This is a genomic window from Parafrankia sp. EAN1pec, assembly GCF_000018005.1.
In the GTDB taxonomy this organism is placed as follows: domain Bacteria; phylum Actinomycetota; class Actinomycetes; order Frankiales; family Frankiaceae; genus Parafrankia; species Parafrankia soli.
Genome location: NC_009921.1, coordinates 8,272,603 through 8,291,836, shown reverse-complemented (window position 1 = coordinate 8,291,836; position 19,234 = coordinate 8,272,603). Strand labels below are relative to the sequence as shown.

General features: G+C 71.0%; 11 protein-coding genes and 2 pseudogenes. 9 read left to right on the top strand and 4 right to left on the bottom strand.

Annotation, left to right across the window (positions count from 1 at the left end; genetic code table 11):
- The first annotated feature begins 189 nt into the window (after positions 1-189).
- Entirely contained in the window at positions 190-1,644 is a 1,455-nt protein-coding gene (locus FRANEAN1_RS33955) for a DUF4331 domain-containing protein (RefSeq protein ID WP_020464202.1), read from the top strand.
- Between the two features lie 15 nt (positions 1,645-1,659).
- On the top strand, positions 1,660-2,064 hold the full coding sequence (locus FRANEAN1_RS33950) for a hypothetical protein (RefSeq protein WP_020464201.1): 405 nt from the start codon (positions 1,660-1,662) through the stop codon (positions 2,062-2,064).
- 21 nt (positions 2,065-2,085) lie between these two features.
- Here the strand turns inward: FRANEAN1_RS33950 and FRANEAN1_RS41860 are convergent, their stop codons facing one another.
- A complete protein-coding gene (locus FRANEAN1_RS41860) occupies positions 2,086-2,631 on the bottom strand; it encodes a hypothetical protein (RefSeq protein ID WP_041255096.1) in 546 nt (181 codons plus the stop codon).
- 129 nt (positions 2,632-2,760) lie between these two features.
- Positions 2,761-2,977, bottom strand: a pseudogene (locus FRANEAN1_RS44385) (alpha/beta fold hydrolase); the annotation flags it as partial.
- 613 nt (positions 2,978-3,590) lie between these two features.
- Here FRANEAN1_RS44385 and FRANEAN1_RS33940 point away from each other — a divergent pair.
- The 4 genes from FRANEAN1_RS33940 (at position 3,591) to FRANEAN1_RS33925 (ending at position 14,336) form a co-directional block, all read left to right on the top strand.
- Positions 3,591-5,792 (top strand): MMPL family transporter, encoded by a 2,202-nt coding sequence (locus tag FRANEAN1_RS33940; RefSeq protein WP_020464199.1) that lies wholly within the window; start codon positions 3,591-3,593, stop codon positions 5,790-5,792.
- Between the two features lie 206 nt (positions 5,793-5,998).
- A complete protein-coding gene (locus tag FRANEAN1_RS33935; protein ID WP_049796087.1) occupies positions 5,999-9,349 on the top strand; it encodes an AAA family ATPase in 3,351 nt (1,116 codons plus the stop codon).
- A 63-nt stretch (positions 9,350-9,412) separates the two neighbouring features.
- Positions 9,413-12,082, top strand: a complete 2,670-nt coding sequence (locus FRANEAN1_RS33930) for an AAA family ATPase (protein WP_020464197.1) — start codon at positions 9,413-9,415, stop codon at positions 12,080-12,082.
- 82 nt (positions 12,083-12,164) lie between these two features.
- Positions 12,165-14,336 (top strand): BTAD domain-containing putative transcriptional regulator, encoded by a 2,172-nt coding sequence (locus tag FRANEAN1_RS33925; RefSeq protein ID WP_020464196.1) that lies wholly within the window; start codon positions 12,165-12,167, stop codon positions 14,334-14,336.
- Here the strand turns inward: FRANEAN1_RS33925 and FRANEAN1_RS40015 are convergent.
- Complete coding sequence (locus FRANEAN1_RS40015) at positions 14,234-14,449, bottom strand: 2TM domain-containing protein (protein WP_083788412.1); 216 nt, start codon at positions 14,447-14,449, stop codon at positions 14,234-14,236. The two genes, FRANEAN1_RS33925 and FRANEAN1_RS40015, sit on opposite strands and share 103 nt — an antisense overlap.
- A 158-nt stretch (positions 14,450-14,607) precedes the next feature.
- Between FRANEAN1_RS40015 and FRANEAN1_RS33920 the strand changes: the two genes are divergently transcribed.
- The 3 genes and pseudogenes from FRANEAN1_RS33920 to FRANEAN1_RS33915 all read left to right on the top strand — a co-directional run bounded on the left by FRANEAN1_RS33920 (position 14,608) and on the right by FRANEAN1_RS33915 (position 17,507).
- Positions 14,608-15,414 (top strand): alpha/beta hydrolase, encoded by an 807-nt coding sequence (locus tag FRANEAN1_RS33920; protein ID WP_020464195.1) that lies wholly within the window; start codon positions 14,608-14,610, stop codon positions 15,412-15,414.
- 5 nt (positions 15,415-15,419) lie between these two features.
- A pseudogene (locus FRANEAN1_RS44380) lies at positions 15,420-15,564 on the top strand (YbhB/YbcL family Raf kinase inhibitor-like protein); the annotation flags it as partial.
- A 185-nt stretch (positions 15,565-15,749) separates the two neighbouring features.
- Entirely contained in the window at positions 15,750-17,507 is a 1,758-nt protein-coding gene (locus tag FRANEAN1_RS33915) for a SpoIIE family protein phosphatase (protein WP_020464194.1), read from the top strand.
- A gap of 75 nt (positions 17,508-17,582) precedes the next feature.
- Here FRANEAN1_RS33915 and FRANEAN1_RS33910 read toward each other — a convergent pair whose 3' ends face one another.
- The gene (locus tag FRANEAN1_RS33910; protein WP_020464193.1) at positions 17,583-19,106 is read right to left on the bottom strand and encodes a catalase; all 1,524 of its coding nucleotides are present in this window, start codon (positions 19,104-19,106) and stop codon (positions 17,583-17,585) included.
- Positions 19,107-19,234 lie beyond the last annotated feature (128 nt).

The following is a 19,234-nucleotide window of genomic DNA, read 5'->3' as shown; positions in this document are numbered from 1 at the left end:
CGTGTCCTCCCCGCTTCCGTCCTGCCGGTCGTTCGCCAGCGATTCGGATCCGCAGCGGTCACGGACTGCACCTGGGACCCAAAAATGATGTCAGGTAGCCGACACGATCCGTGCTCCTCGCGTCACCGAACCACGGACGTTCACCGGACAGGCACATCGGTCCGGTCCGTCGATCCCTGAGGGAGAACCATGAGCCGACTGACATCCGCACGCGACGGCACGCCCGGCCGCCGACGGCGGGGACGGCTGCCCCGGCGGCGTGCCCTGGCTGGCGCGACCGCCCTGCTTTTCGGTGCGACGGGCGCCGCGGTGACCCTCGCACCGACGGCCGCTGACGCGTCCAGCCACCGGGAGGCTCCGCTGATCAGCAGCGACCCGACGGTCGACAACACCGACACCTACGCCTTCGTCAGCCCGGACGACCCGGATTCGGTGACGCTCGTCGCCAACTGGCTGCCCTTCCAGGAACCCTCCGGCGGACCGAACTTCTACCCGTTCGCGACCGACGCCCAGTACGACATCAATGTCGACAGCAACGGCGACGCGAAGCCCGACATCACCTACCGCTGGACGTTCGCCAGCACCTATCAGAACCAGAACACGTTCCTCTACAACACCGGGCCTGTTACCTCGCTCGACGACCCGGACCTGAATTTCCGGCAGACCTACAAGCTGGAGCGGATAGCCGGTGGCAAGACCACCGTGCTGGCGGACAAGGTGCCCGTCGCGCCCTCGTTCGTGGGCGACGCGTCCATGCCGGACTACCTGGCGCTGCGCACGGCGTCCCTGAAAGAGCTGCCCGGCGGCGCCAAGACGTTCGCCGGACAGGCCGACGACCCGTTCTTCCTCGACCTGAGGGTGTTCGACCTGCTCTATGGCGGCGACCTGTCCGAGGTCGGGCAGGACAGCCTCGCCGGGTTCAACGTGAACTCGGTCGTGCTGCAGGTCCCCAAGACCGAGCTGGCGCTCAAGGGCGACCCGGCGCGCAACCCGGTGATCGGGGTGTGGAGCAGCACCCAGCGGCGCAGCGCCTCGATCTACGGGCCGACCGACGGCTCCGGCATGCGGATGTCCTTCGGTAACTGGTCGCAGGTCTCGCGCCTCGGTTCGCCGCTCGTCAACGAGGTGGTCGTGCCGGTCGGCCAGAAGGACCGGTTCAACGCCTCCACTCCCGCCCGGGACGCCCAGTTCCTGAACTTCGTCACCAAGCCCGAACTGCCGAAGCTGATCGAGGCGATCTACAAGATCCCCGCGCCGGCGACACCGCGCAACGACCTCGTCGCGGTGTACCTGACCGGTGTGAACAAGGCCAACCTCGGTGTCGACCTGAACGCACACGCGCTCAACGCCGACGTCGACCCGGCGAAGATCGCGCCCTCCGAGCAGCTTCGGCTGAACATGTCGATCCCGCCGACCGCGGAACCGAACCGACTCGGCGTCCTCGGGGGCGACACCGGCGGGTACCCGAACGGCCGACGGCTGGGCGATGACGTCGTCGACATCTCGCTCCAGGCTGTCGAAGGCGCCCTGCTGCCCAACCCGCCGGCGGCGGTCACCGGCCTCGGTGACGGCGTCGACGGGCCCGACGTGCGGTTCCGCGGATGGTTCCCGTACGTCGGCCTGCCCACCTCGGGTTCGAGCTGACAGGGCGGCACGACCATGACCAGACTCCGGCGAGCCGCCTCGGCCGCCATTACGGTCGCCGTCATCGTCGGCGTGGCGGCCTCCTGCGGCGGGGAGGGACCTCCGCCACTGCCCGAAGCCGGGTCGTTCGCCCCCGGTGCCTGCCAGACGCTGGCCCCGGACCTGATAGCGACCCTGCGGCTGACCCAGGCGGACCCCGGCGCACCGGACGAGATCAAGGCGCTCGCCCGCGACCTCACACCGCCCCAGGAGAAGCTCTACGGCCGGATCGGTACGGCCGGGGAGTACGCCGGCGACCTCGAACGGGTCACCACGGCCGTCGGCTTCCTCCGGCTGCGGGTCGATTCCGGGACCTACGACCCCGCTCTGCTGACGGAGGTGAGGACCACCGCCCGGATGCTGGCGGACCGCTGCACCTGACCGCAGGCGCCCGGCCGCCGTTCACCGGATCCCTGCCGATCTGAGCGGACCGGCTCGGCCGGCCGAGCCGGTCCGCTCCCGCCCGACCAGCGAGCCGAGGAGCATCGCTGTGGCGACTCCGGTCTGACCGATCCACGACGTTCCCGCCTGGTGGTGGTTCCACGCCGGGCACACAGCTGAGACGAGGAGGAAGCCGGCGCTGCCGTACACGGCGAGGGTGAAGCCCCATCGGTGGTCGGCCAGCAGGGCGACGAACGCGGCTGCCAGGAGGACGAGGGCGCCGGCGCTGACGACGTCCACCCACGGCGGTTGTGTCGGTGGTCGTGCCTCGCGGGGCGGCTGGATCGCCGCGACGGTCACGAACCCTGCGAGCAGCGCCGCGGCCCACAGCCGCCGCCAGCCGACGACGGGGGTGGCCGGTGCGGCGACCGCCTCTGTCGGCTGCGGCGACCCGTCGACCTTCGCGGGCGGGTCGGACCGGACGATGACCGGACCTCGTCCGTGGGCAGGACGCGGGTCGTGGCGCGGACGCTCGGGACGAATCCGTTGGGCCTGTGATGCTGACATGTCCCCACGGTGCGGCCCACGTGTTGTGTGGCCGCGTCGCATGGCTGGAGCCAGTGTTGAGCCCGTGGTCCACGGGTCCGTGCGAACCGACAGCTGACGATCTCGATCCGTCACTCGATCATGCTGGCTCACCGCGCAGCCATACGAGTGGCCGACGAGCACAAAGGGACCGTCGACGGCCGCGAGCACCGACCCGATGTACCCGGCGTCGCCGAGGAGTGAGCGGTTCGCCGACGGCGGGTGCCAGCACCCTGACCCCGTCGGCGAGCAGTTCGGGAACAACCCTGGCGAAGCTGGACGCGTCGGCGAAGGCGCCGTGGACGAGGACGACAGTGGGCTGAGACACGCTCGTCGGCCTTTCCTGATGGGACCTGACGGGAGTTGCGAGGCCCGAGCGCACCACCGGGCTGTCGACGATCTGTGTATAGCCTCCGCGCCCGGGGATCCGGGCCTTCCGCGTCCATGCCGCGCGCCACTACCTCGGTGTCCTCCGGGTCCCGGCAGCGGCCGTTGCCCCGCGACCGCCACCCACCAACCCTGTCCGGCGACCGGCGGGCCGGGCAGAGGCGGCGCCGAATCCACTAAGCGTTCACTGGTCATCAAGAGAGTCGACCTAGTGTGATCAGAGGCAGGTGCATGCGGTCGGGCACGGCTGTTGTTGGTTTGTCCAGCCATGGCGCTGAAGGCGAGGTCTCACCATCAAGAAGCCCGTGGTCTTCATCCACGGCCTATGGATACATGCCGTGTCCTGGCAGGGCTGGGCGGGCCGCCGATCGTAATCGGGCATTCCTTCGGCGGTCTGATCGTCCAGAAGCTGTTCAGTCGCGGCGAGGCCGCGGCAGCGGTGGCCATCTCTCCGGCTCCGGTCAAAGGCCTGTGACTCTCGTCCCGCGTGCGGCAGGTTGCCGTCTGTGTCCGTACCGCGACTAGAGGTCGCACAGAATGCCCGGGGAGCAGAGATGTTCGAGCGTCTGGGACGGACGATGTTCAGTCGGCGGCGGTGGGTCATCAGCCTGGCCGTGGTCTTCGCCGCGTTCGGCGGCATCTGGGGTACGCGGGTATTCGGCGCGCTGACCACCGGTGGGTTCGACGACCCGGCCAGCGAGAGTGCCCATGCGCTCGACCGTGCCGAGGCGACACTTGGCCGAACGGGCAATGACCTGGTCGTTCTCTACAGCAGCCCGAGCGCGACGGTCGACGACCCGGCGTTCCGGCGGGCCGTGACCGAGACACTGGACGCGCTCCCGGACGACGTGGTGACCAGGACGATCACCTACTGGGGCACGAACAGCCCGGCGCTGGTCAGCGACGACCGGCGCTCCGCCTACGCCGTGCTGACCGTGACCGGCGACGAGGTGCAACGCGTCGACGGGCTGAAGGAGATCGAGGACGGGCTGGCCGCTCCCGGCCTTCAGACCCAGGTCGGCGGCTACACCGCGGTCAGTCGCGACATCGGCGAGCGGGTGGCGGCAGACATCGGCCGTGCCGAGACGATCTCCATACCGGTGCTGCTTGTCCTGCTGGTGGTCGTCTTCGGTGGCGTGGCCGCGGCGAGCCTGCCGCTCGTGATCGGTGGTCTGGCCATCCTCGGGGCCTTCACCGCGCTACGTGGGCTGAGCTACCTGACCGACGTCTCGGTCTTCTCGATCAACGTGGTGACGATCCTCGGGCTTGGTCTGGCGATCGACTACGGCCTGTTCATGACCGGACGGTTCCGGGAGGAGATCGCCCGTGGGCTGGGCGTCGAGGACGCGATCGTTCGGACGACGGCCACCGCCGGCCACACCGTCGCGGTCTCCGGCGTCACCGTCGCGGTCTCGTTGTCCGGGCTGCTGATCTTCCCGATGCCCTTTCTCCGCTCGATGGGATTCGGCGGGCTGTCCGCGGTCGTAGTCGCGATGGTGGCGGCGCTGACCGTGCTGCCCGCCCTGCTCGGTGTCCTGGGCCACCGGGTGGACGCGCTCTCCGTGCGGCGGTTCCGTCGCATTCCGCGCCCGGCTCCCACAGCGGGCGAGGTCGAGCACGGGTTCTGGTACCGCCTCGCGCACAGCATCATGCGGCGCCCGGTCATCTACGCGGTCGGGGTGCTCGCGGTCCTGCTGCTGGCCGGTTCGCCGTTTCTCCGGGTGGAGTTCGGCGGTGTCGACCCCAGGGTGCTCCCGGCGGGTACCGAGAGCCGCGTCGTCTCCGAGACCGTCGACCGGGACTTCGTCCGCAACAGCCAGTTGCCGATCGAGGCGATCGTGACCTCATCCGGCCGCGCCGGTCTGGAACGACAGGCCGGGCTGGAGCGATACGTCACCGCGGTCCGGGACGTCGACGGCGTGACCGGAGCCGAGGTCACCGGCCAGTCCGGGAGCGTCACCCGGGTCGCCGTCAGTTACCAGGACGACCCGATCTCGGCGCAGGCGCGGGACCTGGTGCGCCGGATTCGGAACGTCCCCGCACCGCCTGGCGGCGAGGTGCTGGTGGGTGGCTTCACCGCGGAGCTGACCGACCAGCTCGACACCACCGCCGACCTGCTGCCCTGGATGGCGCTGATCATCGTCGGCGCGACGTTCGTCCTGCTGTTCCTCGCCTTCGGCTCGGTCGTGCTGCCGATCAAGGCGATCGTGATGAACATCCTGTCGCTCGGCGCCTCGTTCGGCGCACTGGTCCTGATCTTCCAGGACGGCCACCTGTCCGGTCCGCTGAACTTCACACCCACCGGGACGCTGGAGGCGACCCAGCCGATCCTCGTGCTCGCGATCGTGTTCGGGCTGTCGACGGACTACGAGGTCTTCCTGATGTCCCGGATCCGCGAGGTGTACGACCGGACCGGCGACAACACCACGGCGGTCGCAGTCGGACTGCAGCGCAGCGGCCGGATCATCACCAGTGCCGCGCTACTCATCCTGGTCGTGATCGGGCTGTTCTCGACCTCCGGCATCACCTTCATCAAGCTGATCGGGGTAGCGATGATCATTGCCGTCCTGGTGGACGCGACGATCGTCCGGGCGCTGCTCGTACCGGCCACGATGCGCCTGCTCGGGAACACGAACTGGTGGGCGCCGGCGCCACTGCGGCGCTTCTACGCCCACCACGGCCTGCGCGAAGGTGTGGACCCGCCTCCATCGGCGCCTGATCTCCGTCCCGCACCAGCCCACACGCAATCCGACTGATGGATGGTCAGCCGTGCCAGCGCCGGGACGCGGGTCGGTACGCAGGGCTGGTGTCTTTGGGCACCGGGTCCGCGGCCACCTCGAGTAACAGATCTCGGCGGGCTGGTTCCGGACGTAAACTTTGCCCTGCAGACATTGCGAGCAAACGGGACCCGCACGACTGGCAATCTGTCCTCATCGATTCGGGAGTAGCAACAGGCGTGGCCATGTCATTGCGTCCTGTCCGTGCCGGTAGCCCTGAACAGCCGTCTCCCGGCAGGAATCTTTGCCTCCAGATTCTCGGTCCGTTGCGGATCTGGCGGGGCGGCGTCGAGCTGGACGCCGGGCCCCGGCAACAGGCCTGCCTGCTCGCTCTGCTCCTCATCCGGGCGGGCCGGCCGATCAGCACGAGCGAGCTGATCGACCTGATCTGGGACGACGACGTCCCGGCATCGGCTGTCAACATCCTCCAGAAATACGTCGGCACGCTGCGGCGATTGCTGGAGCCCGCGCTGCCGGCCCGCGGAACCGGCTCGTACCTGCAGCGCCGCGGCAACGGTTACCTGTTTTCGGCCGACCCCGGCATGCTGGACGTCGTCACCTTCCGGGAAATCGCCGGAAAGGCCAGGACATGCCTCGCGGAGCAGCGCCTCGATGCGGCGCTCGACTGCTACGTACAGGCGCTGGCGCTCTGGCACGGCCCCGCGGGTGGCGGGCTGACCCACGGATCGACCGCCGTGTCGCTCTTCGCCGCGATCAACGACGAGTTCTTCGACGCATGCGTACCGGCGGCCGAGCTCGCGGTGACGCTGGGCCAACCCGAGCTCGTGCTCCAGCCCCTGCGCCTGGCCGCCTGGATGGCGCCGTTGCACGAAATCGTGCAGGCAAGCCTTGTCTTCACCCTGGCCGCAGCCGGTCAGCAGGCTGAGGCGCTGTCAGTGTTCGGGACGGTCCGCGCCCGGCTCGCCGAGGAGCTCGGCATCGATCCTGGGCCCGCGCTGCGGGCCGCGCACCTGCGGGTCCTTGGCCATCCACCGACCTCGGCGGCCTCGGCCGGCGCGGACGACGACGGGCCGGCGGCGACGGCGGGCGCGCCGGCGGGCGGGCACGCAGGCGGGCCGCTGCCAGGGCAACCACCGACCGAGCTGCCCACGCTCGTCGGCAGCGCCGGGAAGCCGTCCGCCGAGCAGCCGCGGGCTCCTTCCCTCGAGACACCTACCGCCGACGGCATGATCGGCCGAGCCGAGGAGCTCGCGGTGCTGCGGCACGCGGTGGACTCGGTGTTTGCCGGCGGCACCGGGCTCGTCGTCGTCGAGGGCGAGCCGGGGGTGGGCAAGACGCGCCTGCTGGAGGAGGCCGGCGCGGAGGCGGACAGGCGCGGCGCGCTCGTCGTCTGGGGCCGCTGCCTGGAAGGCGACGGGACGCCGTCGATGTGGCCGTGGGTGCAGGCGGTCGGCACGGTCCTCGACAGCCTGCCCGCCGCGGCGCGGGAGGAGTGGCACGCCGGCGAACTCGGCCGCCTCGTGGAGCCGCGCGGCGGCGTTCCCGCCACGCCGGTGCTGCCGGACAGCGGCGCCCAGTTCCGCCTGTTCGAACGGGTTGTCGCCCTCGTCGGCCAGGTCTCGGCGCGGCGGCCGGTGGTGCTCGTGATCGACGATCTCCAGTGGGCGGACGTCGCCTCGCTGCAGATGTTCAGTCACCTGGCGGCACGCCCGCCGGGCGGCGCTGTGATCACCGGCGCGCTCCGCGACCGTGTGCCCGTGCCCGGCTCGGAGCTGGCGCGGATGCTCGCCGCCGCGAGCCGGCTGCCCCGGCACCGCCGGATCCGGCTCGGCCCGCTCGACGCGGCCGAGGTGGCCGAGCTCGTCCGCCGCGAGACCGGTCAGACCCCCGACGTCGGTGTTACCCAAAGCATCCATGTCCGCACTGCCGGCAACCCCTTCTTCGTGCGGGAGCTGTCCCGGCTCCTCGCCGACAGTGGGGTTCTCACTGAGGATGCCGCGGCGCGGGCCGGTGTGCCGTCCACCGTGCGGGATGTCGTCCGCGACCGGATGGCGGGCCTTGACGACGACACCGGCGGCCTGTTGCAGATCGCCGCGCTCATCGGCCGGGAGATCGACCTCGGCCTGCTCGCACGCGCGGCCGACCTTGACGCGCAGACCTGCAGCGAGCGCCTCGAGCCCCTGGAGGCGCTCGGCCTGCTCGAGCCCACGCCCGGGGACCCGTTCTCGTTCCGCTTCGCGCACGACCTGGTCCGGGAGTCGGTCGTCCGGACGACGCCGCCGCTGCGCGCGACCCGGCTGCACCTGCGCGTCGCCGACGCGCTGGAGCGCTCCGACACCGGCGGCGAGTCCGTAGCCGAGCGCCTCGCCCACCACCTGTGGGCCGCCGGCCCACTCGCGGACCCGGCCCGGACCTCGAGCGCGCTGGAGCGCGCCGGGCGCCGCGCCGCGGCCAAGTCCGCGTTCGAGGCCGCCGCACGGCAGCTGGTGTCGGCCGCGCAGGTGGCGAGGACAGCGAGCATGTCGGAGCGGGAGCTGTCCGCCCTGTCGCAGCTCACCGCGGTCGTCGGGATGCGGTCCGGGTACGTCGGCTCCGCGGTCGACCTGCTGGAGCGGGCCGAGGAGCTGGCTCGTGACCTCGGCCGGGAACGGGAGGCCGCGGACTTCCTCTTCTCCCGCTGGGCCGCGTGCTCCCAGGGCATCCAGCTCGACCGCGCCGGCCGGCTGGCGCGCCGGCTGCTCGATCAGGGCGAGGCGTCCGCCGACCCGGTCGTGCGTGCCTACGGCCGGCACGCCTGGGGCATCCACCAGTGGGACGTCGGTAACATCGGCGAGGCGTTCCGGTATCTGAGCCAGTCCAACTCGATCATGTTCGATGGCCTGGCCCAGCGCGAGGATGATCCGCTCCGGCACGACCTGCAGCTGCTCTCGCCCGTGATGCTCGCGTTGAACACCGCGCTGCACGGTGACGTCGACGGGGCGCGGGCGCTGCTCGACAGGCTGGAGGCCGCCGCGCGTGGCGACTCCTACGCGATCACGGTCTGGGCCGCCTTCGCCGTCACGGTAGCGGCGCTGGCCGGCGACCCCGCCTGGGCACTACGCGCAGCGGAACGGGGAATCGCGGTGGACCCGGAACATTCCTTCGTCTTCCTCGGCAGCTACCAGCGACTGGCCCGGTGCTGGGCGCGGGCCGTGACCGGCGAAGACCCGGCCGGCGCCGCGACAGAGGCCAAAATGATCATCGCGGCGACCCTGCTCGATCCGCCACGCTCGGGCCTGGCCACCTGGTACGGACTGCTCGCCGAGATGTGGCTGGCGGCCGGGATGCCGGCCGAGGCCACCGCCACCCTCGACCGGGCCGACTCGTTCCTCGACACCTACGGCCAGCGCTACCCCGAAGGCCTGATACTCCTGCTGCGGGCACGGATGATGCAGGCACGCGGCGAGCCCACCGCCGCCGTCCAGGCCGCCGTCGAGCGGGCTCGCGCGCTGTCCGTCGAGCGCGAGGCTCACCTGTTCGCCCACCGCGCCGAGGAATTGTCGGCCGGGCTGGCGACGGAGCCGGCCGGCCACTGATCGTCACATCACCCGGTGCCCGGTAGGGCCTTCTGGGGGTTTGTCGCCGGATAAGGTTCCCGCGTGGGCCAAGGGAAGCTCATCGGGCGGGACGAGGAACGGTCCCGGCTCCTGGCGTTGCTCGGCGACGCGGCCGGGCCGGTCCTGGTGCTCCGGGGGGAGGCCGGCCTCGGCAAGACGGCGTTGCTGGACGAGCTGGCCGCGGCGGCGGCCGGGTTCCGGGTCGTGCGCTGCGCGGGGGCGGAGGCGGAGCGGGACCTGGCGTTCGCCGGGCTGCATCAGCTGGTCTTTCCGTTGCTGCCCGACGCGGCAGGCCTGGATCCCGCGCACCGGGCGGTGATCGACGCGGCGTTCACCGGTACGGCCGCCGCCGCGCCGCAGGTGATGGCGCTCGGCATCGCCGTGCTGGACCTGCTGACCCTCGTCTCGGCGGCCAGCCCGCTGCTGCTGGTCGTCGACGACGGCCAGTGGCTGGACGTACCCAGCACACAGGTCCTCGCGTTCACCGCGCGGCGCCTCGCGGGTACAGCCGTGCGGGTGGCAGTCGCGGTGCGCCCCGAGGCGTCGTCACCGCTCGACGGGGCTGGGCTGCCGGAGCTGAACCTGGAGCCGCTGACCGAGCAGGTTTCCACCCGGTTGCTGGACCTGCAGCAGGCCGGGCTCAGCCCGTACCACCGGAACATGATTCTGAAGACCGCGGCTGGCAACCCGTTGGCGCTGATCGAGCTGCCCCGGGCGGAACTGCTGGACACCGGCACGATCGCGCTGCCGCGGCGGCTGGAGAAGATCTACGGCACGCGGCTGCGCGGCCTGCCGGCGACCGAGCGCGGCGAGCTGCTGCTGGCGGCGCTGGACGGCACCGGTGCCGGATCGGCGCGCAGGGTCGGCGCGGCCCGGTACCGGATGCGCGGCGTCGGCCGGGCGGTCGAGGCGGGCCTGCTGGCCCCGGACCCGGCCACCGGGGAGCCGGTGTTCCGGCATCCCCTCGTCCGCTCGGCCGTCGTGCAGGCCGCGACCCCGCACGAACGCCGGGCCGCCCACGCTGATCTCGCCGAGCTGCACCGCGACAGCCCGGAACGGCGGGCCGTGCACCTGGCCGCCGCCACCGTCGACCCGGACGACGACGTCGCCGCGGCCCTCGAAGAGGCGGCCGTCTCGGCTTCGCGGCGCGGCGGTGCGGCGACCGCGATCACCTGGCTGACCCGCGCCGCGGAACTCAGCCGCCGACCCGCCGACCGGTCCCGGCGGCTGGCCGACGCCGCGTACGTCGCCGGGCAGGCCGGTCTGCTCGACACCGCACAGGGCCTCGCGGAGGACGCCGCGTTGGACGGCCCAGCCGCGGAGATCACCGCAGGGTACGTGGCGCTTTACCGCGAGGGCGAGGTCGTTGCGAATCACCGGCGGATCACCGCGCTGCTGGAGTCCGGAGTCGCCGACGAACAGCTGACCGAACGTGCGCTGAGCCTGATGCTGGCGATCAGCCAGTTCGCTGCCGACCCGGTCCGCTGGGAGCGCACCGACGCGCTGTTCGACCGGTTCGGCGACCGGATGGGCCCGTCGACGGCGATTGCCCGGGACGCGTGGGGCGACCTGGTGAAGCGCGGTCACGGCATACCGGAACGGATCGCTGACGCCCTCGCCGATCCCGCCGCTCGCGCGCCGTGGGACGTGATGCGGCTGACCGTCTCCGCCTACTATGTGGGCGTTCTCGGCGACCACCGGGAGCTGCTGCTGCGGACGGTCGACCGGGAGACGGAGGCCGGCGCGGTCACCAGCGTGATGGTGCTGCTCCAGATGGTCATGCTTGACCAGATCGGCGCCGGCGCGTGGGCGGAGGCTGAGCGCACCGGCCGTCGCGGCCTGGACCTGACCGCCGGGCACGGGTACACGCTGTTCGCTCAGTCGTTCCGGGCGTTCCTCGGCCTGCTGGCCGCCTACCGCGGTGATCTGGCCCGAGCCCGTGACCTGCAGGCGGCCGTGGACGCCTGGGGACGGCCGCGCGGGCTGGGGTTCCTGACCGAGTACGCGGAGGCGATCGGCGCTGCCGCGGCACTGAGCGAAGGCGAGTACGAGACCGCGTACGCCTACGCCGCTGGAATCACCGCCCCGGGCACGTTCTCCCGCTACTCGCAGCAGGCCACCCGCACGCTGCTCGACCTGGTCGAGGCCGCCGCGCACACCGGCCGGCACGACGCCGCCCTCGCGCACGCCGAAGCCGCCCGGGATGCGGGCCTGCCGGCGCTGTCGCCGCGTCTGGCGCTGCTCACCGCCGGGGCACTGGCGATCACCGCGCCGCGGGAGGAGGCCGGTGCGCTGTTCGCCGCCGCGGTCGCGCATCCCGCTGGTCGCGCGTTCCCGTTCGAGCTGGCGCGGATCCGTCTGGCGTACGGCGCGTGGCTGCGGCGCGCCCGCGAGCTGACTTCGGCGCGCCAGACGCTGACCGAGGCACTCGGCGCGTTCGACCTGCTCGGCGCCGCGACCTGGGCCGAACGGGCCCGAGCCGAACTACGCGCCGCCGGCAGGCCGACCCGCGCGGACCGCGCCGCGGTGGCCGCGCTGACCCCGCAGGAACGGCAGATCGCCGAGCTGGCCGCGACCGGGCTGAGCAACCGGGAGATCGGTGCCCGGCTGTTCCTGTCACCGCGCACGGTCGGTGCGCATCTGTACAAGGTCTTCCCGAAGCTCGGCATCACGTCGCGGGCCTCGCTACGTGACGCGCTCCAGAGCGGCTGACACGACGTAGGTCATCTGACAGATCAGCGGGCACCGACTGCCCGGCGATGCTGCGAGCATCGCCCGCACGGAGGAGCCCGCAGTGAGTACCACCGCCACCCCCGGAGCAGGCACGGCTTCCTCCGGCGGACAGCTGTGTCTTCAGATTCTCGGCCCGCTGCGGATCTGGCGGGGCGGCGTCGAGCTGGAGGCCGGGCCTCGCCAGCAGGCGTACCTGCTCGCTCTGCTGCTCGCCCGTGCGGGCAGGCCGACCAGCATGAGCCAGTTGATCGATCTGATCTGGGGCGACGACGTCCCGGCCTCGGCTGTCAACATTCTCCAGAAGTACGTCGGTGCGCTGCGGCGGCTGCTGGAGCCCACGCTGCCCGCGCGTGCGACCGGGTCGTACCTGCAGCGCCGCGGTGACAGTTACCTGTTCGCCGCCGGCCCCGTCATGCTGGACGTCGTCACCTTCCGGGAACTGGTCGAGGTGGCCAGGGCCGGCGTCGCGGAGCAGCGGCCCGACGCGGCGCTCGACTGGTACGCGCAGGCACTCGGGCTCTGGCACGGCCCCGCAGGCGACGGCCTGGCTCACGGATCGAGTGCGATGTCCGTGTTCTCCGCACTGGACGGTGAGTTCCTTGACGCGTGCGTGGCGGCGGCCGAGCTCGCGGTGGCACGGGGCCGGCCTGCGCGCGTGCTCGCGCCGCTGCGCCTGGCCGCGGGGATGGCGCCGCTGCACGAGACCGTGCAGGCGAGTCTCGTCATCGCCCTGGCCGCCGCCGGTCAGCAGGCGGAAGCGCTGTCCGTCCTGCGGGCAGTCCGTGCCCGGCTCGCCGAGGAGCTCGGCATCGATCCCGGACCGGCGCTGGTGGCCGCGCACCGGCGTGTGCTGGAGCCGGCACCGGCCGAGGGAATGCCTTCCGAGTGGCTGCGGGTGCCTCTGCGGGTGCCTGCCCTCGGGACGACGTCCGCCGACGGCATGATCGGCCGAGCCGAGGAGCTCGCGGTGCTGCGCCGCGCAGTGGACTCGGCGTTCGCCGGCGGCGCGGGGCTCGTCGTCGTCGAGGGTGAGCCGGGGGTGGGCAAGACGCGCCTGCTGGAGGAGGCCGGCGCGGAGGCGGACGGGCACGGCGCGCTCGTCGTCTGGGGCCGCTGCCTCGAAGGCGACGGCACACCGGCGATGTGGCCATGGGAACAGGCGGTCGGCCTGCTCCTCGACAACCTGCCCACCGCTGCGCGGGAGGACTGGCACGCCGGTGAGCTCAGCCGTCTCGTGGAGCCCCGCGGCGTCACCCCCGCGGCTCCGGCACTGCAGGACAAACCAGTGCTGTCGGCCAAATCAGTTCTGTCGGCCAGACCAGCACTGTCAGACACACCGGTGCTGTCGGACAGCGGCACCCGGTTCCGGCTGTTCGAACGAGCTGTCGCCCTCATCAGCCACATCTCGGTGGGACGCCCGGTGGTGATCGTCGTCGACGACCTCCAGTGGGCCGACGTCGCCTCGCTGCAGATGTTCAGCCACCTGGCCGCCCGCCTGCCGGTCAGCGCCGTGATCATCGGCGCGATCCGCGACCGGTTACCCGCAGCCGGCTCGGAGCTGGCCCGGATGCTCGCCGCCGCGAGCCGGCAACCCCGGCACCGCCGGATCCGACTCGGCCCGCTCAACCCGGCAGAGGCAGCTGAACTCGTCCGCCGCGACACCGGCCAGATTCCCAGCCCCGGCGTCGCCCGCAGCATCCACGCCCGCACCGCCGGCAACCCCTTCCTGATCCGGGAACTGGCCCGGCATCTCGCCGACAGCGGCGATCTCACCGACGCCGCCGCCGCACAGGCCGGCGTGCCCTCCACCGTCCGCGACGTCGTCCGTGACCGGATGGCCGGCCTCGACAACGACGCCACAGACCTGTTACAGATTGCCGCGCTGATCGGCCGGGACGTCGACCTCGCCCTGCTCGCCCACGCCTCCGAGCTCGACGTCCAGACCTGCATCGACCACCTTGAACCCCTGGAAGCACTCGGCCTGCTCGTACCCCGGCCGGGGAAGCCGTTCTCCTACCGCTTCGTGCACGACCTCGTCCGAGAGTCGGTCGCCGACACCACACCGTTGCGGCGGTTGGCCCGACTGCACCTGCTGGTCCCGGACGCGCTGGAGCGGATGAACGATACGGCTCAGTGCCTGGAGTTCAACGTGGACGGCGAGCGGAAAGCCCAGACATGGAACGCCAGCCCGATGCCCCACGCCAGTATCGACCACAGGGGCCAGAAGAAATGATCCGGGGTGAGAACCGCCCACAGCACGACCTGGACAAGATTGGCCAGGACATAGCACAGAAGATGAATCCGCAGGCCCCACTTCTCGGCGGTCTCACTTTTCTTCGATTTCATTCGAGCAGGCTAGGTCGACGTACTTGACGGGGCGCGAACTCTTTGTGGATCCGCCGTCGGTGTGCGTCCGGATTCGTTCAGTGCTCGTCAAGTATCTGACTCTACGCTAACCCTCGATCGCGGCTGAGAGCGCAACGGATATCGAAGGGTCTACATTGATGACGACAACTCGCCGAACGCTGCTGGCCGGATCAGCCGCGGTCGCGACCGGCACCACGGCCGGCGCAGTGCTCGGAGCGCCCGCCGCGCAGGCACGCACCCAGCCCGACGGCAGGCAGAAACCCACCGTGGTACTCGTGCACGGCGCGTTCGCCGACGCCTCCGGCTGGAACGACGTCGCCGCCCGGCTCATCCGCGACGGCTACCCGGTCATCGCCCCGGCGAACCCGCTGCGCGGCGTTGCCGCCGACTCCTCCTACCTGGCCAGCATCCTCGCCACCCTCAGCGGCCCGCTCGTCCTCGCAGCCCACTCCTACGGCGGAATCGTCGTCACGAACGCCGCGACCGGCAACGCCAACGTGAAGGCGCTGGTCTACGTGGCCGCGTTCGTACCAGATCAGGGCGAGACGCTGCTGGGCCTGCAGACGAAGTACCCGGGAAGCAAGCTCAACGAGACGGCGCTGGACCTCCGTCCCCACGGTGCGGGCGTCGACGGATATATCAAGAAAGAGGTCTTCCGCGACGTGTTCGCCGGCGATGTGCCGAGGGCGACCACCGACCTGATGTGGGCCGGCCAGCGGCCGAGTGACGTGCGCACGCTGCAGGAGCCGTCCGGCGCCCCGGCCTGGAAGACCGTTCCTTCCTGGTACCTCGTTGCCCGCAACGACAACGTGCTTCCCGCCGCGGCGCAGCGGTTCATGGCGCGGCGGGCCGGCGCGCGCACCGTCGAGGTCGGTGCCTCGCACGTCGCGATGATCGTTCAGCCCGCCGCGACGGCCGATCTCATCAGACGCGCCACGCTCTGACGAAGCCCGCCACCGTCACCGACCTGCCGGAGGACGCGGGCGACGAGACCGGTTCCGGCCTCCCCCAGGGCGCGTTCCAGCTACTCGATGACGCTCGGGTCGCCCGTTTCATCGGTGCCCCCGCCGGCCGACCACGGCCCGCACCGCTACAGGCTGCAGGAGCCAGGACGATCTTCGGCTTGGCGTGATCCGGCTTGGCGTGATCCGACCGGTGCCTTCTGCGTTCGCGTATTGGGGCTGCGGCTGTCGTCTGCTTGGGCGACCCTGTGGCCAGGGGATGTGCTGATAATCCAGGTAGCACGGTTGCGTTTGTGTGCCGGCTGGGGTGGCTGGCGTTGCCCCTGGATGCCGCGGACGCCGGCGAGGAGTACCTGGCGGCGTTGGAGGAGATCGAGAGCTACGCCCGTGCCGCCCGCCTGCTCACCCTGGAATCGCCGCCGCAGCAGGTGGCTTTCCGTCGCTGGTACGTGGGATCGCTGGTGACACAGCTCCGGATCGCTGCCCGGGGCGGCGTGCCCGAGCCGGTGCGTACCTTCGAGCAGTATCTGCTGGACACTCTCGACGAGGTGGTCAGAACCCAACGCACGGCCGAACGGGCCGCGCGGCTGCAGGGGGTCACCGCGGCCCTCGCTCTGGCGACGACGCCGGAGAAAGTCGCTGAGGTGGTGGTTTCCGAAGGGGTGACCGCCCTGGGCGCGTTCGGGGGCGGCCTGCTGGTCGCGCGGGACGCTGGGCGGCTCGCGGTCCCCGGCACCGTCGGGTACCGCGAGGAGGTGGTCTCGATGCTGCGTGCGGAACGGCTCGACGACCGCCTGCCGGCCGCCGATGCGATCCGCGGCGGTATGCCGGTCTGGTTGGAATCCCGCCAGGACCGCGACTCGCGCTACCCGGAGCTGGCCGAGCGGGAACCGAATGTGGTGTCGATGTGTGCGTTGCCGCTGCTCGTCGGTGACCGTGTGCTCGGGGCGTTGCGGTTCTCCTTCGACCACCCCCGGCTTTTCGACGCTGACGAACGTGACTTTGTCCTGGCGCTGGCGGCGCAGACCGCGCTGGCCGTGGAACGGGCCCGGCTGTTCGCCGCCGAGCGCCGTGCGCTCGAACGCAGCGCTTTCCTCGCGACGCTCGCCGACCGGATCACCACCACGCTGGACCCACGGCGCGTCCTCGAGCAGACCACCGACCTGTTGGTGCCCCGGTACGCCGAACGGGCCGTCGCGGTCCTGACGGACGAGCCGATGACCTCCATCGGCGATCCCTCCCCGAGGGAACTTGCCCTGATGAGGGCGGTTACTCAGACCGGAACCACGACCACCACCACCACCACCGACGGCGACGGCGACGAGACCGTACTGGTTGTTCCGCTCACCGTTGGCGGCCGTACGGTCGCCGTCCTCGCTGTGCTCTGTCACGAGGACAGCCCACGCGCCCGCGACGAGCAGGATGCCATCGAGGAGGTCGCCCGGCGTGCGGCCGTCGCGGTGGGCAACGCTCAGCTGTACGAACAGGAACGGCGCACCGCTCTCACCCTGCAACGCAGCCTTCTCCCGCAGCGACTGCCGACGATCGGTGGGCTGTCGTTCGCCTGGCGCTACCTTCCTGGCAGCGCCGGCGCCCTGGTCGGTGGCGACTGGTACGACGTCCTTCCCCTGGACGACGGTCGGGTGGCGCTTGTCATCGGGGACGTCATGGGGCACGGCATCCAGGCCGCCGCGACCGTGGGCCAGCTGCGGGCCTCCGCCCGCGCACACATCACCACCGATCCCAGTCCGTCGGCCGTACTGGCCCGGCTCGATGAGGCAGCGAATCGTCTCGAGCAGGGACAGATCGCCACGGCGGCGCTTGCCGTGCTGGACCCCGCGAACGCGCGGCTCACCCTGGCATCCGCCGGGCACCTGCCACCGCGGCAGCTTCCCCCGACCAGCTGTGCGACCAGGCCCTGGCCGTACTCGGCCGGCTGGCCGGCCACGACGACGACACCGCCCTGCTCGCCGTCATGGTCAACACCCTGGGCCCCGCATGATCTCGCCGAGCTGGAGGTCATTGGCCCAACCGGCGATCTCAGCGTGCTCGCGGTAGTGGCGGACTCGCGGTAGTGGCGGAGGTGGCGCCGCCGGCCGTGGTTCGGGCCCGGCTGGGAGGGCGGGCCCCGGGCCACGGCCGGCGGACGGTCAGGCCTTGGCCTGCGCGCTGGACCGGGCCGGGTTGGCCTGCTGCGCGGCCTTCGGATCGGTCTCGTCCTGCTTGGCCCGTACGTCTGCCTCGATCCGGGTGCCGAGGTCCTTGTCGACATTGCGCCAGTACTCGAAGGCGCGGACCAGCACGGGTTCGCTGACACCGTCGAGCAGGTGCCCGACGACGTTGTCGACCAGCCGCTGCCGCGCGGCGTCGTCGAGGACATCGCGGACCATCGTCCCGGCCTGCCCCCAGTCGTCGTCCTCCGGGCGCGAGGTGTAAGCGGCGCGAACCATCTCGCCGTCGGAGTACCAGTGGCCGCCGTCGTCGGTCAGCTCCGGCTGGGCCACCGGGCCGCTGTAGGAGTTCGGCGCGTACACCGGGTCGGTGACGTTCTGCACCCGCATCGCGCCGTCCTTGGAGTAGCTGTGGACGGGCACCTTCGCGGAGTTCACCGGGATCTGCTTGTAGTTCACACCAAGGCGGGCCCGGTGGGCGTCGGCGTAGCTGAACCCGCGAGCGAGCAGCATCTTGTCCGGCGACAGCCCGGTGCCCGCGACGATGTTGTTCGGCTCGAACGCGGCCTGCTCCATCTCCGTGTGAAAATCGGTGATGTTGCGGTTGAGTGTCAGCCGGCCGACCTCGTGCAGCGGGTAGTCGCCGTGCGGCCAGACCTTGGTCAGGTCGAAGGGGTTGAACCGGTAGGTCTTGGCCTCCTCGAACGGCATGATCTGCATCTTCAGCGTCCAGCTCGGGAAGTCCCCGGCGGCGATGTGCTCGAAGAGGTCGCGCTGGTGGTAGTCGGTGTCTACCGAGGCCATCTGGTCACCCTCGTCCTGGGTGAAGAACTCGATGCCCTGATCGGTCTTGAAGTGGTACTTCACCCAGAACCGCTCGCCGGCGGCGTTGATCCACATGTACGTGTGGCTGGAGTATCCGTTCATGTGTCGCCAGGTGCGCGGAATGCCGCGGTCACCCATCAGCCACGTGACCTGGTGCGCGGACTCCGGTGACAGCGTCCAGAAGTCCCACTGCATGTCGTGGTCACGCAGGTTGTTGTCGGCCCGGCGCTTCTGGGACCGGATGAAGTGCTGGAACTTCAGCGGATCCCTGATGAAGAAGACCGGCGTGTTGTTCCCGACGATGTCGAGATTGCCCTCGCTGGTGTAGAACTTGACCGCGAAACCGCGTGGGTCGCGCCAGGTGTCGGGGCTGCCGCGCTCCCCGGCCACCGTCGAGAACCGAATGATCACATCCGTCTCGGTACCGGGCTGGAACACCGCGGCCCGGGTGAACGCGCTCATGTCCTGGGTGACCTGGAAGGTGCCGAACGCGCCACCGCCCTTCGCGTGCGGCTGACGCTCCGGGATGCGTTCCCGGTTGAAGTTCGCCATCTGCTCGATCAGGTAGTGATCCTGCAGCAGCAGCGGGCCGTCCGGCCCCACGGACAGCGAGTGCTCATCGCTGGCGACGGGTATTCCGGCATCGGTCGTCGTCGGACGAGGCTTCTGAACGGTCACGACTCACTCCATAACATCGCGGGATTTGACATCGCGGGACTTGCCCACCCGGTCGACAGCCGCGGCACCCGTCCCGGACCGCGATCCCGGCCTCGGCGATCACGAGCTCCGTGTCACCAGATGTCGGA